This window comes from Bradyrhizobium sp. SZCCHNR1002, from assembly GCF_032381435.1.
In the GTDB taxonomy this organism is placed as follows: domain Bacteria; phylum Pseudomonadota; class Alphaproteobacteria; order Rhizobiales; family Xanthobacteraceae; genus Bradyrhizobium; species Bradyrhizobium aeschynomenes.
Genome location: NZ_JAUHIS010000001.1, coordinates 1,653,920 through 1,666,720 on the forward strand (window position 1 = coordinate 1,653,920; position 12,801 = coordinate 1,666,720).

At 66.5% G+C, this 12,801-nt stretch carries 13 protein-coding genes; 8 read left to right on the plus strand and 5 right to left on the minus strand.

What is annotated here, in order from left to right:
- The first annotated feature begins 149 nt into the window (after nucleotides 1-149).
- From QX108_RS07345 to QX108_RS07355, 3 genes are all read left to right on the plus strand, one after another.
- A complete protein-coding gene (locus tag QX108_RS07345; protein ID WP_315780138.1) occupies nucleotides 150-473 on the plus strand; it encodes a metalloregulator ArsR/SmtB family transcription factor in 324 nt (107 codons plus the stop codon).
- Entirely contained in the window at nucleotides 470-880 is a 411-nt protein-coding gene (locus QX108_RS07350; RefSeq protein WP_172113428.1) for an SRPBCC domain-containing protein, read from the plus strand. Before QX108_RS07345 ends, QX108_RS07350 begins: the two co-directional genes overlap by 4 nt.
- Before the next feature lie 181 nt (nucleotides 881-1,061).
- Nucleotides 1,062-1,274: a hypothetical protein gene (locus QX108_RS07355; RefSeq protein ID WP_172113427.1), complete on the plus strand. Its 213-nt coding sequence runs from the start codon at nucleotides 1,062-1,064 to the stop codon at nucleotides 1,272-1,274.
- Between the two features lie 52 nt (nucleotides 1,275-1,326).
- On the opposite strand, the gene QX108_RS07360 is transcribed toward QX108_RS07355, so the two are convergent.
- The 4 genes from QX108_RS07360 to rpiA form a co-directional block, all read right to left on the minus strand.
- Nucleotides 1,327-2,553: a caspase family protein gene (locus QX108_RS07360; RefSeq protein WP_315780135.1), complete on the minus strand. Its 1,227-nt coding sequence runs from the start codon at nucleotides 2,551-2,553 to the stop codon at nucleotides 1,327-1,329.
- 70 nt (nucleotides 2,554-2,623) lie between these two features.
- Nucleotides 2,624-4,009 (minus strand): glutathione-disulfide reductase, encoded by a 1,386-nt coding sequence (gor, locus tag QX108_RS07365; protein ID WP_315780132.1) that lies wholly within the window; start codon nucleotides 4,007-4,009, stop codon nucleotides 2,624-2,626.
- Between the two features lie 33 nt (nucleotides 4,010-4,042).
- Nucleotides 4,043-4,564 (minus strand): DUF2059 domain-containing protein, encoded by a 522-nt coding sequence (locus QX108_RS07370; RefSeq protein WP_172113423.1) that lies wholly within the window; start codon nucleotides 4,562-4,564, stop codon nucleotides 4,043-4,045.
- Between the two features lie 49 nt (nucleotides 4,565-4,613).
- A complete protein-coding gene (rpiA, locus tag QX108_RS07375; RefSeq protein WP_315726231.1) occupies nucleotides 4,614-5,306 on the minus strand; it encodes a ribose-5-phosphate isomerase RpiA in 693 nt (230 codons plus the stop codon).
- Between the two features lie 181 nt (nucleotides 5,307-5,487).
- Between rpiA and QX108_RS07380 the strand changes: the two genes are divergently transcribed.
- The 5 genes from QX108_RS07380 (at nucleotide 5,488) to QX108_RS07400 (ending at nucleotide 10,767) form a co-directional block, all read left to right on the plus strand.
- A complete protein-coding gene (locus QX108_RS07380) occupies nucleotides 5,488-6,174 on the plus strand; it encodes an HAD-IA family hydrolase (protein ID WP_315720748.1) in 687 nt (228 codons plus the stop codon).
- A 277-nt stretch (nucleotides 6,175-6,451) separates the two neighbouring features.
- Nucleotides 6,452-6,934: a hypothetical protein gene (locus QX108_RS07385; RefSeq protein ID WP_315726233.1), complete on the plus strand. Its 483-nt coding sequence runs from the start codon at nucleotides 6,452-6,454 to the stop codon at nucleotides 6,932-6,934.
- A 149-nt stretch (nucleotides 6,935-7,083) separates the two neighbouring features.
- Nucleotides 7,084-8,115, plus strand: coding sequence for a GTP 3',8-cyclase MoaA (gene moaA / locus QX108_RS07390; RefSeq protein ID WP_315720749.1), 1,032 nt, complete (start codon nucleotides 7,084-7,086; stop codon nucleotides 8,113-8,115).
- A gap of 4 nt (nucleotides 8,116-8,119) precedes the next feature.
- On the plus strand, nucleotides 8,120-8,800 hold the full coding sequence (locus QX108_RS07395) for a spermidine synthase (RefSeq protein ID WP_315780129.1): 681 nt from the start codon (nucleotides 8,120-8,122) through the stop codon (nucleotides 8,798-8,800).
- 122 nt (nucleotides 8,801-8,922) lie between these two features.
- Nucleotides 8,923-10,767, plus strand: coding sequence for a metallophosphoesterase (locus QX108_RS07400; RefSeq protein ID WP_315780127.1), 1,845 nt, complete (start codon nucleotides 8,923-8,925; stop codon nucleotides 10,765-10,767).
- 141 nt (nucleotides 10,768-10,908) lie between these two features.
- Here the strand turns inward: QX108_RS07400 and QX108_RS07405 are convergent, their stop codons facing one another.
- Nucleotides 10,909-12,786, minus strand: a complete 1,878-nt coding sequence (locus QX108_RS07405) for a hypothetical protein (RefSeq protein ID WP_315780125.1) — start codon at nucleotides 12,784-12,786, stop codon at nucleotides 10,909-10,911.
- Nucleotides 12,787-12,801: the final 15 nt, after the last annotated feature.

Consider the following 12,801-nt stretch of genomic DNA (forward strand, 5'->3'; position numbering starts at 1 on the left):
CCCGAGCGGAGGATGAGGTGTGCCTGGGTTTCCCGCTGTGTGCTGGAGATCACCTTGAGCTCGTTCCGCCGCAATCACGCGAGCCCCGTTTGACAAACCCATAACCAAGCGGTTATGAATTAACCCATAACCAACAGGCTATGGATTTCATGCCGCGCTCGCCCGATCTGCTGTTCCGCTCGCTCGCCGATCCCACCCGGCGCGCCATCTTCGAAGGGCTGTGCCGGCACGGCGAGCAGACGGTCGGCGCGTTGACGGCCAAGGCCGGCGTGTCGCAGCCGGCTGTCTCGAAGCATCTCGGCGTGCTCAGGCAGGCGGGCCTGGTGCGCGAGCGTCACGAAGGCCGCCTGACGCATTACCGCGCGCAGCCGAAGGCGCTGGCGCCGCTGCTCGACTGGACCAGCCGCATGGCCACGTTCTGGGAAAGCCGGTTCGACGATCTGGAAAATCTGCTCAACAGGATGGAGCAATGAGCTCAGCTGCGCCCGAAACCCGCACCGTCGTCGTCGAGCGCGAATTCGCACATCCGCCGGAAAAACTCTGGCGCGCGTTGACGCAGCCGCATCTGATCGCGGAGTGGCTGATGGCCAACGACTTCGTGCCGGCGCTCGATCATCGCTTCAAGCTGAAGGCCGATTGGGGCGTGGTCGATTGCCAGGTCGTGACCATCGAGCCGCACAGGACGCTGGCCTATAGCTGGGCGGCGCTCGGCCTCGACAGCGTCGTGACCTGGACGCTGACGCCGACGGCAACCGGCACGCATCTGCGCATGGAGCAGACCGGCTTCGCCGCCGATCAGACCCGCGCCTATCAGGGCGCGCGCTTCGGCTGGCCGAGATTCTTCGATGGGTTGGAGCAGACGTTGGCGCGGCTCGACTGAGCTGCACCGGCAACAAACTCCGCCGTCATTCCGGGGCGACGCGCGCAGCGCGACGAGCCCGGAATCCATCAAGCCGCGCAACTGCCGCGCGATGGATTCCGGGCTCGTGCTGCGCACGCCCCGGAATGACGGAGGAGAGATCTCGCGCATTCGTCAGCATTGTCATCATGGGGAGGAGCAGATGAATTGGTCCAATGCGATCCGGCAGGTGCATCGCTGGGTGTCGATCGCGTTCACCATCGGAGTCATCATCAACATCGCGGCGATGACGCAGACGCAGCCGGCCTTCTGGATCGGGCTGCTGGCGCTCGTCCCGCTGATCGTGCTGCTGGCAACCGGGCTCTATCTGTTTGCTCGGCCGTATTTGACGAGGACGGCCAAGGCTCAGCCCTGAGGATGTCGGCGGGCAAACGCGCGGCCATGCGCTGCCTGCCTCGCGAGACCGCCTACTCCAGCCCGTTCGCCGACACCCAGCCGACGACACCGTTCCACACCGCACGACACGACGGAAACCGGCTGACACCGTCGCCGGGCATCACGCAGCCGCCGACCATCGCCGTCTCGCCGGCGGGGATGCGCGTCAGGATGTCGGATTTCTGCCCGGGCTCGCGGCGCAGGTTGAGATAGCCCTGCGAGACGTTGCGCTTCACCATGCGCGGCACGAGATGCGGGTTGGGCAGAACGGCCTGCGCCCGCTCGGTCGGTGACTCCGCCGGACGCGTTGCGGTCTGCGTCTTCTTCAGCTCCTCGATCCGCGCCCGCGCCATCGAGCCGTAGGGCGTAGCGCCGAACTGGCGCACGAAATCCTCGAGCACGGCGATGCTGGTGGTGTTCTGCGTCACCGCCCAGGCGCGCTCGGCCGGATCGGACGAGGCGGCCGAGGCAGGCTGCGTGGCCGAAGCCGGCGCAAACGTCTGGCCGGCGAAGAAGAAGTCGCCATCGACCGGCGAGCTCGACACCCAGGGCTGTTGCGAGCCCGCAGTGGCGCGCTTCACCTCGAGGCCGACCTGGTTGAAGGTCTTGAAGATATCGAGGCCGGGCCGCTTGATTGTCTCGGCCAGGGCTTTCGTGAACGGGCTGTTGCCGTCGCGGCCATCGAGCGCGACGTTGCCGGGCTGGGTCGCGAACGAGATCAGCGTGCCCTCGGGCGCGCGCATCTGCGCCAGCCCGCTGCCGGCGTCGCGCAGCCCGCGGCCGCCGAACGGATTGTTGCGGCAGGCATCGAGAATGACGAGGTTGAGCTTGGTGCCCGCGCTCTCCATCTGCCGCAGCACGACGTTGACGTCGAGCATCTGGAAATCGACGTCGGCCTCCCGCGTGGGGTTGGCGTCGACCGGCACCAGATAGTTGGCGCCGCGCACCTGCACGCCGTGGCCCGCATAATAGACCAGCGCCACGTCGGCGCCGCGCGCCTTGCCGCCGAACTCCTGCACGGCGCGGCGCATCGCGGCCTCGTCGAGATCGAGCTGCGCGCTGCCGCCGACCAGCGTGAAGCCGAGTCCCTGAAGGGTCTCGGCCATCAGCGCCGCATCATGCTTGGGGTTGTCGAGGCGGCTGACCGTCCGATAGGCCGAGTTGCCGATGACGAGCGCGATGCGGGTATCGGCGAGCGCGGGGCTCCACAGACCCAGCAGACTCAATCCAGCCAGGGCCAGCATCTTCCATCGTCGCATCGGTTCCCCCGCCATGTCCTGACGGCGGGAGCTTATACGCGGTCGGGCGGAGCTGGAAAGCGCGGCCGCCCTACTGCGCCGCCTGCCTCACATGCCGCTCGGTCACCGTGCGCATCGTCACCAGTTCCTCGGCGGCGGAGGGATGCAGCGCGACGGTCGAGTCGAAATCGGCCTTGGTCGCCTTCATCTTGATGGCGATGGCGACGGCCTGCGTGATCTCGGCAGCCGTGTCGCCGACGATGTGGCAGCCGAGCACGCGGTCGCTCGCGCCGTCGACCACGAGCTTCATCAGCACGCGGGTATCGCGGCCGGACATCGTCGCCTTGATCGGGCGGAAACTGGTCTTGTAGATGTCGACGCGGTCGTACATCTCGCGCGCCTGGGTCTCGGTCAGGCCGACGGTGCCCACTTCAGGCTGGCAGAACACGGCGGTCGGGATGTCGGCGTGATCGACGCGCACACTCTTGCCGCCGAACACAGTGTCGGCGAAGGCATGGCCCTCGCGGATCGCGACCGGCGTCAGGTTGAAGCGATGGGTGACGTCGCCGATCGCATAGATGCTCGGCACCGAGCTCTGCGAGAACGCGTCGACCGCGATGCCGCCGTTGCGCGGATTGATGGCGACGCCGGCCTTCTCCAGGCCGAGATTGGCCACCGCCGGGTGGCGGCCGATCGCGAACATCACCTTGTCGGAGGCGATGCTGGAGCCGTTCGACAGATGCGTGGTGTAGTCCTTGCCGTGCTTGTCGACGCTCGACACCGTGCAGCCGGTCAGGATGGTGATGCCTTCCTTCTCCATCTCCGCGCGGACGTGCTTGCGGACGTCCTCGTCGAAGCCGCGCAGGATGTTGTCGCCGCGATAGACGACCGTCACGTCGGAGCCGAAATTGGCGAAGATGCAGGCGAATTCCAGCGCGATGTAGCCGCCGCCCTGGATCACGATCCGGCGCGGCAGCTCCTCCAGATGAAACGCCTCGTTGGAGGAGATGACGTGCTCGATGCCCGGGATCGGCGTGCCGTGATTCGGCGCGCCACCGGTCGCGATCAGGATGTACTTTGCGCGCACCGTCTCGCCGGTCGCGAGCCGCACGGTGTTGACATCCTCCAGCACCGCACGGGTCTTGACGATCCTGGCGCCGGACTTCTCGACATTGGAGGTATAGGCCGCCTCGAGCCGCGCGATCTCCTTGTCCTTGTTCCTGATCAGCGTCGGCCAGTCGAAGGTCGCGGTCGGGATCGTCCAGCCGAAACCGGCGGCATCGGCGATCTCCTGGCGGACATGCGAGCCGATCACGAACAGCTTCTTGGGCACGCAGCCGCGGATCACGCAGGTGCCGCCCATGCGGTATTCCTCGGCGACCATCACGCGGGCGCCATAGCCCGCCGCGATGCGGGCGGCGCGCACGCCCCCCGAGCCGCCACCGATCACGAACAGGTCGACGTCGAATTCAGCCATCTCTCCCCCGACCTGTTCTCGCCGCGACAAGCCTCAGATCGGCTTGTTGCGCTTGCGCATCTCGGCGCGGAACTGCGCGGTGACGGTGTCGGAAAACTCCGCTGCCCACAGGTTCATCGCCTGCATGCTCATCTGGATCGCCTTCGGCTCCGCCGCAAGCAGCTTCTGGCCGATCGGCGACTTGTAGAAGGTGACGAGGTTGGCGATCTCGGCGTCCGAGAACTCGTTGCAGTAGATCTGCGCCATCTTCTCGCCGATCTCCTTCTCCTTGCCGGCATAGGTCTGCGCGACCATCACGGCAACCTCGTCGAGGTCCTTCTGGTAGTTCAGGTTGGACTGCAGCAGCGCCTGCTTGGTCTGCTGCACCATCCCGGGAACGGCATTGGCGTACATCGCACCCGCGTTCTTCATCGCCAGAATCTCGCGCGCGCCCGCCATGCAGGCGGCCGAGGCCGGCTTCAGGGCCGGCGGCTGGCCCTGCGCGGCAGCGGGGCTCGCAGAGGCCAGAGCCAGCACGATTCCGGCGGCCGGCAAGATTCTGAACACGCTCTTCATTCCAAGTCTCCTGTGAGATTGCCGCCCTGAGCAGACAGTCCTGCTTCACTCAAGGCCGCTGGATAACGCGAATTCCCTGTGCGCCTGCCAGGATCGCGGTGCTGCCGAGGCCGATGAACAGCCCGTGCTCGACCACGCCTGGAATTGCGCTCAAAAGGCCCGCCAGACGCGGGGGATCCTCGATCTCCCCCAGGCGGACGTCGACAATCCAGTGGCCGCCATCGGTGACGAAAACGTGGCCATCTGCGGACTTGCGCACGCTCATTGGCCCGGACACGCCGGCCTTGGCAAAGGCTTCACTCATCTCGCGCTGGGTGGCGGCGAGGCCGAACGGAACCACCTCGACCGGCAGCGGGAAGCGGCCGAGCCGCGCGACCCATTTGGTTTCGTCGGCGATCACGATCATGCGAGCCGAGGCGCTGGCGACGATCTTCTCGCGCAGCAGCGCGCCGCCGCCGCCCTTGATCAGGTCGAGCGCCGGATTGATCTCGTCGGCGCCGTCGATGGTGATGTCGAGGCGGTCGATCTCGTCGAGCGTGGTCAGCGGCACGCCGCAGGCTTCCGCCTGCGCCCGCGTCGCCTCCGAGGTCGGCACGCCCACGACCTTCAGCCCGTCACGCACCTTTTCACCGAGCAGATCGACGAAATGCTTGGCGGTCGAGCCGGTGCCGAGGCCGAGCCTCATGCCGCTCTCGACCTCCTCCAGCGCGCGCGCCGCCGCCTGCCGTTTCAATGCGTCCATATCGACCAAGACACCCGCCCCTCGGATGGACCCCCACCGGGCGGGGGCCGAAAACCGGCGCATATCTAGCGGTGTTTTGCCGCAAGGCCTAGCTCTTGCTGGCTCCCGGCAGTCACGAAATCGGACAAAAAGCAGGCCCGGCCCTCTTGCAAGGGCGAGGGCTGCCCGGTAGCGGATACCGATGGCCATCTCCAGCACCATCGTCTTCGATCTCGACGGCACCCTGGTCGACACGGCGCCGGACCTCATCAACGCGCTGAATTACATCTTGCAGCGCGAAGGGCTGCGGCCGGTGCCGCTGGCCTCGGCCCGCAAGATGATCGGGCACGGCGCGCGCAAGCTGCTCGAGCGCGGGCTGGAGGCGGAGGGCCGCTTCGCCAGCACGGAGGACATGGACCGGCTCACCGCCGATTTCATCGATTTCTATGCCGAGAACATCGCGATCGAATCGCGCCCCTTCGACGGGCTGGAGGCAGCGCTCGACGAGCTCGCCGGCCGCGGCTGCCAGTTCGCGGTCTGCACCAACAAGCTCGAATGGCTGTCCAAGCGCCTGCTCGACCAGCTCGGCCTGTCCGCCCGCTTCGCCGCCATCTGCGGCGCCGATACGTTCGGCGTCGCCAAGCCCGACCCGACGATCCTGCGCCAGACCATCGCGCAGGCCGGCGGCGAGATCGGCGCCGCGATCATGGTCGGCGATGCCGGCACCGATGTCGGCGCGGCGCGTCGGGCCGGCGTACCGGTGATCGGCTGCACGTTCGGCTACACCGACGTCCCGATTGCGGAGCTGAATCCGGACCACCTGATCGACCACATGCGCGAGCTGCCGGCCGCAGTCACAGCGCTCGGTTCCTCGCTCAAAAACGGCTGACCAGACCGCGATATACGCGACTGCAGGCGCCGGGATCGAACTCTCCCTGATGGAGAAACGTGCTCTCGATGCAACTCCCGGCCGACCGCGCGGATCTCCGATCCGACTGCCGGATTTCGGATCAACCCCTTGTTCTGCCGACAGAAAATGGGACGACGCGGGACGTTAACGTTCTGTTGAGAATAGGGTTGACCGCAGTTGCGCCGCTGTTCTGACGCTCCTATGGTCGCCTTGGGATTGCGGCCGATGGCCGCAGGGTTGTGGGGCGGACATCATGATGCGGCGTGTCATCGCAATTGCGGTTGCGGGAGCCGGCCTTGCCGGCTGCTCGTCCTTCTCCATGGACAGCTTCAAGCTGGCGGCGCCCGAGGTCCCCGTGCAGCTCGAATCGGTGCCACCAGGCGCCGATGCCAAAACCTCGCTCGGGCCGGGCTGCAGAACGCCGTGCACAGTCCAGGTTCCGGCGCCCGATGCGGGCTTCAGCGTCACCTTCACGATGGACAGATACCTGCCGGCGACCATCCCGGTGCAGGTGATCCGCAACACCGGCGATTTCAACTCGTCGCCGCCGGTCGTGATGGATCCGAGCCCGGTGGTGGCCGAGCTGCAGCCGGCGCCGGGAGCACCGCCGAAAGCGGTCAAGCACATGCGGCCGAAGAAGCCGAAGCCGCAGAAGTCCGCCGCCGCGCCGGCGGCCGCCGCGCCGGCCACCACCGGCTCGGCCTTCCCCGCACCGGTTCCCGGCGCGGCGCGGCAGTAACGGCCGCGCTCGCGTGCGGCGCAACATCGACGATGCGGCGTTGGCGATTGTGAGGCGCGCGGATCATGATTAGATTGGCTCGTAACTGACATCGGCCACGTGCCTCACGCGGCCGCCTCGTGGCATCGCCGCCACCCGCAAGGCCATCCATGACTGCTGAGACGTTGAGCGACACCGCCCTGACGCGCCCGATGACCGACCCGTTCGGCCGTCGCATCTCCTATCTGCGCGTCTCGGTCACCGACCGCTGCGATCTGCGCTGCTTCTACTGCATGTCGGAGGACATGACCTTCCTGCCGAAGGCCGATCTCCTGACGCTCGAGGAGCTCGACCGTCTCTGCTCGGCCTTCATCCACAAGGGCGTGAAGAAGCTCAGGCTCACCGGCGGCGAGCCGCTGGTCCGGCGTAACGTCATGGGCCTGGTGCGCTCGCTGTCGCGACATCTGACGAGCGGCGCGCTCAACGAGCTGACGATGACGACCAATGCGACGCAGCTTGCGAAATATGCCGCAGAGCTCGCCGATTGCGGCGTCCGCCGCATCAACGTCTCGCTCGATACGCTCGATCCCGACAAATTCCGCACCATCACCCGCTGGGGCGATCTCGACCGCGTGCTCGCCGGCATCGAGGCCGCGCAGGCCGCCGGGATCGCGGTCAAGATCAACGCGGTCGCGCTCAAGAACATGAACGAGGACGAGATCCCCTCGCTGATCGACTGGGCGCATGGCAAGGGCATGGCGCTGACGCTCATCGAGGTGATGCCGATGGGCGAGATCGGCGAAGGCCGCATCGACCAGTATCTGCCGCTGTCGCTGCTGCGCAGCCGGCTCGCGCAGAAATACACGATGACCGATCTCGACGAGACCACGGGCGGCCCCGCGCGCTATGTCCGCGTCGCCGAGACCGGCGGCACGATCGGCTTCATCACGCCGATGACGCATAATTTCTGCGAGAGCTGCAACCGCGTGCGCGTCACCTGCACCGGCACCCTGCACACCTGCCTCGGCCACGAGGACGCCTCCGATTTGCGCAAGCCGCTGCGCGCCTCGGCCAGCGACGAGCAGCTGAGCGATGCGATCGACCGCGCCATCGGCCTGAAGCCGAAGGGCCACGACTTCATCATCGACCGCCGCCACAACCGCCCGAGCGTCAGCCGGCACATGAGCGTGACGGGCGGCTGACGACGTGCTGCCCTGGAAGCTGATCGACACCGCTGACGTGCCCGGCGGCGGCGAGCCGCTGCGGCTGATGCAGCGCGGCCGCGAGTTCACGATCAAGCTCGGCCAGAACGAGCTGATGAGCAGCCGCCTCTACGGCTCCGAGGAGGCGCTGGCGACGTTGAGCTGCGCGCGGCTCAAGGACCGCCCTGCCCCGCATCTGCTGATCGGCGGCCTCGGCATGGGCTTCACCCTGCGCGCCGCGCTGAAGGTGCTGGGACCGCAGGCGCGCGTCACCGTGGCCGAATTGGTGCCGGCGGTGATCACGTGGGCGCGCGGGCCGATGGCCGAACTGTCCGGCGACAGCCTGACCGATTCGCGCGTCGACATTCGCGAGGGCGACGTCGTGAAGCTGATCGCGGCCGCGCGCGGCACCTATGATGCGATCCTGCTCGACGTCGACAATGGCCCGCAGGGCCTGACCCGGCAGTCCAACGACGCGCTCTACGACTCCTCTGGCTTGCGCGCCGCGTTCTCGGCGCTACGTCCCGGCGGCGTGCTCGCGGTGTGGTCGTCGCATCCGGCCGACCACTTCACCCCGCAGCTGCGCAAGGCCGGCTTTGCCGCCGAGGAGATCAAGATCCGCGCCACCGGCCGCGGCGGTCGCGGCGCGCGTCACGTGATCTGGATCGCGACGCGGCCGGCGTGATGAGGCAGCACCGCCGTCGCGCTTGCACCCGTCGCAGTTGAGTTCTCACCCCCGCCTGTTAAGCTCGCAAAGTTCCTTTTGAATTGCTTTTTCGACACGCCCTCTCCGCGAGGCTCATTGGCATGACCGTCGACCTTTTGCAGGACACCAAGACCTATCCGCGGATGACGCGCTGGTTCAATCCACTGCTTCTCATCAAGCTGCTCAACAACGTCGTCACATCTGCGATGTTCGGCCAGTATGCCGACCGGCGCCTGATGGTCGCCGCGCTCGATACGGTAACGCCCGACGAGCACATGGCGCGCGCGACGGCGTTCGCGAGGAGCCTCAGCCCGACGACGCAGGGCCCCGTCTGGATCGACTTCGTCGCCGATCTCGGCGACGGCTTCGACAGCACCTATGCAGTGGCCTGCCTGCTCGCCCGCGAACAGCTGGAGCTCGGCGGCGAAACTCTGCCGCGCGGCGAGATGCTGATCATGGGCGGCGACGAGGTCTATCCGCTCGCCAACGCGCAGACCTACAGGAATCAGCTGCGAAAGCCCTATCAATGGGCCTCTCCCGACCACGACAAGACGGACGACGACGGCGTTCCGCTGTTCGCCATCCCCGGCAACCACGACTGGTACGATGGGCTGGTGCAGTTCCTCGCCTACTTCACCCGGCCGACGCCGACCCATTTCGGCTCCTGGCGCACCCAGCAGAAGCGCAGCTATTTCGCGCTCCAGCTCACCGAGAGCTGGTGGCTGTGGGGCATGGACATCCAGCTCGCCGACAACATGGACCAGCCGCAGGCGGACTACTTCAAGCTGGTTGCCCAGTCGGACCAGCTCAAGCCGGGATCGCAGATCATCCTATGCACGGCGGAGCCGGGCTGGCTCTACACCGACACCAACATGCGATCATGGGAGATCGTCGACTACGCCTTGGGCATCGCGAAGAAGGCGGACAAGGCACTGACGATTCCGCTGCTGCTGTCCGGCGACACCCATCACTACAGCCGCTATCACGCTGAAGACGGCACGCAGTTCGTCACATCCGGCGGCGGCGGCGCCTTCCTGCACCCGACCCACCAGCTCGAGAAGAACGTCAGCGTGCGCTGGACCGGCACGAAGGTGCCGCTGACCCTGGCCACCAAGGCTGGCAGCAACGAGCCTGCCGCCTACCCCTCCATGCCGACGAGCCGCCGCCTGCTCTGGCGCAATCTGTGGTTCGCCGTCACGAACTGGGATTTTTCGATTTTCATGGGGCTGGTGTATTTCGCCGTCGGCGTGCTGGTCGGGCTGCGCGACGAGATCGACATCTACATCCTGGTGACGCTGGCGCTTGGCGCCGGCATCATCGGCTACACGACGCGGCAGGAACATGTGTCGCTTGTCGACATCTTCCACAAATGGCGGCGCCGGCGCATCAAGCCGGACGATTTCGACGAGCTTGCCAATGAAAATCTCTGGCTTCAATTCCGCAAGGCGATGATCGTCACCGGCACGAGCCTGGTCCACGTCGCCGCCCATGTCGGCACGGCTCTCACAGCCGCCATTTTTTTCAACGCGTATAATGGCGATCTCTTCCCGCCCGGCCATCCGTGGTACAGCGTCTGGATATGGCTCGGCTGGCTGGCGCTCGAGATGGGCAGCGTCGGCTTCGTGCTCGGCAGCAGCTATTTCGGCCTCAACATGCTGATCACCTGCCGCTGGTTGCGCATGAACCGCAACGACGCCTTCAGCGCGCTGCGCATCGGCCACTACAACAACTTCCTCCGGCTGCGCATCGAAGGCGACGACGTCCAAGTCCACGCCGTCGGCCTCGATCGCGTGCCGCGACGGCGCGACTGGAAGGCGAACCCCGCCGCCAACGCCGGGAATTCGGCACAGCCGCAATGGATTCCAGCGATGCCCTTGCAGCCGCACCTGATCGAAAGGTTCGTGGTCTCCGGCCAGTCGGGACCGGCAAGTCGACCTGAGGCCTGATCACGTGGATGGCGCGTCGGCTGAATCCGGCGTGACGGCCGGCCGGTCCTGCTCTATGTTATGGCCGCTGCCGGTCGTAGCCGCGAGTTGCGACTTATCTGTTCCGTGCTACGGCATGGAATACCGGCGCGCCGGCAGCACTCAACTCTGCCCTGCGAGGTCGCGCCCCGACGGGGCAAAGTCGGCCATGGGACGCCGCAGCGGCAGGCGGAGCGCGGTGCGCAGTTCCGCCACGGCGTCGGGCTCAAGGGATCGGTCGGTATAGCGGCAATGCGCGAAGCCCTTCGTCACCCGGAGCTTCACATCCCTGATCCACTCGCCGAAGCATGGCCGAAGCGGGCCGGCGATGGGGTCGCCGGCGATCAGCCCCGTGTAGGGAAAGTACAGGTTCGTCCACCGCGTCAGCGCGAACAGCCCGCCATGGTGCGGCACCTGAACTGACCGCGTCCGACGTGGACTTCGCTCGTCCTCATAGGCATGGGTGAAGGTGAAGACCTTTCGCAAGATCCCGACCGCCGGGCTGGGAATCTGTTCCGTTTGCGGAGGACAGGTGGGAAAGGATCGCTCGCGAACGAGGTCCGCGAATTCAGTGGCTGCATCCAGGTTCAGAAGCCAGCGGGCATGCGCGAGCGGCGAGCCCGCCGTAACGAAATCGCTGACCCGCCAGAGAAAGCCGTTGCGCCGATATTCCAGCCACGCGGCATGCTGCATCGACTGCACCTGATCGACATCGACCGCCTTGTCGCGACCGGGGCGTGGGTTGAGCAGATTCTCCAGCGCCCGCAGCGCGCGGCTGCTGGTCTTCGGCACGGCCCCCCGGCTGCGGGCGTGCCTGGCCCATGCATGGCTGAGGATGTCGTAGGCGATCACGCTGCCGAGGCTATGACCATAGACGATGATGCGGGCATAGCGTCCGCCGTCGTGCAACGCTTCGAGCAGCTTGGTGCCGGCCTCGCGGATTTCCTGCCGGCGCGCGATGTTCTCCGCGCGGGGCTCGAGATAGCGCGCGGCGTCGCCGGCATAGCCGACGACGAACTCGTCGCGCAGCGCTTTGAGCACGAAGGAGGCGATGGCCGGCAGCGAAACCAGCGCGCCGCCGGCAATGCCCTTGAGCCAGCCGGACACGTCCAGCGTCATCAGCCACGCGAATGCGATGATCGCGGCGACCAGCACGACGCGGATTAGCCAAACGAGCCGGACCAGCGTCGGTGGAATCCGGTTGTCGCGCGACAAGATCAGTCGCAGCATCCATCCGTAGACCTGCGCAACGGTGGTGTCGCGGATCAGATGCGCCCAGTACAGCTCGTAGATGTCGGTGGTCGGTCGCGCTGCATCGCTGCGGGGCACGGTGGCGACCCGCATTTCGAACAACGGGGACACATAGTCGGGCTTCACGAAGTGAAAATCCCCGGCATCGGAGTCGAAGATGTTCGCGACGAACCCGCGCAGCAGCTGGCCGGGGCGCTGCTCGCCGATACCGTGAACGACGATCACCGCTTGCCGATCGCGACGGCGGCTCCGCTCGGCCTGAACCAGGATGCGTCCTATTCTCGTCAACGCGCCCGACCAGGCCTTCAGGCTGGCGCGCCGCTCGGCTTCGCTTTCGATCCCACTGTGCTGGATGCGCAGCCGCGACGTGCCGTTCGGTCGTGGAGACAGCCGAAAGGCCACGCGCGCTTTGGCAGGCGCATCGTCCAAAGCGACGACGATCTCGTAGCTGCGATGCTCGACCGTCAGTCCCGCAGCATCACCGTCGCCCGCTGATGCGGAGGGCCAAGTCAATGATGTGACTTGTCCACTTCCGGGCCCGCCAGAACCGATCCACTGCGAACGCCGGTGGACGGTCGCATCCGGCAGCAGGACGATCGCGCCCCGGGCGGGAAGAAGAGCGCATCCGTCACCGAGCCAATACGCGACGACATCAGGCTCGAACAGATATTCGGCGACTTCCGCCGTCGGATAAGGCAGTTCGAGCGCAACGCGAACCGACGATCGCGGCAGAGCTGTGGTGGCTGTCACGGCCGATCTCCCCGA

Bases quoted from the DNA above. Each gene is read 5' to 3' on its own strand.
- QX108_RS07360 (WP_315780135.1), bottom strand. From the start codon at position 2,553: ATGCGACGATGGAAGATGCTGGCCCTGGCTGGATTGAGTCTGCTGGGT.
- QX108_RS07350 (WP_172113428.1), top strand. From the start codon at position 470: ATGAGCTCAGCTGCGCCCGAAACCCGCACCGTCGTCGTCGAGCGCGAA.
- QX108_RS07370 (WP_172113423.1), bottom strand. From the start codon at position 4,564: ATGAAGAGCGTGTTCAGAATCTTGCCGGCCGCCGGAATCGTGCTGGCT.
- QX108_RS07345 (WP_315780138.1), top strand. From the start codon at position 150: ATGCCGCGCTCGCCCGATCTGCTGTTCCGCTCGCTCGCCGATCCCACC.
- QX108_RS07400 (WP_315780127.1), top strand. From the start codon at position 8,923: ATGACCGTCGACCTTTTGCAGGACACCAAGACCTATCCGCGGATGACG.
- QX108_RS07355 (WP_172113427.1), top strand. From the start codon at position 1,062: ATGAATTGGTCCAATGCGATCCGGCAGGTGCATCGCTGGGTGTCGATC.
- rpiA (WP_315726231.1), bottom strand. From the start codon at position 5,306: ATGGACGCATTGAAACGGCAGGCGGCGGCGCGCGCGCTGGAGGAGGTC.
- QX108_RS07380 (WP_315720748.1), top strand. From the start codon at position 5,488: ATGGCCATCTCCAGCACCATCGTCTTCGATCTCGACGGCACCCTGGTC.
- QX108_RS07385 (WP_315726233.1), top strand. From the start codon at position 6,452: ATGCGGCGTGTCATCGCAATTGCGGTTGCGGGAGCCGGCCTTGCCGGC.
- moaA (WP_315720749.1), top strand. From the start codon at position 7,084: ATGACTGCTGAGACGTTGAGCGACACCGCCCTGACGCGCCCGATGACC.
- gor (WP_315780132.1), bottom strand. From the start codon at position 4,009: ATGGCTGAATTCGACGTCGACCTGTTCGTGATCGGTGGCGGCTCGGGG.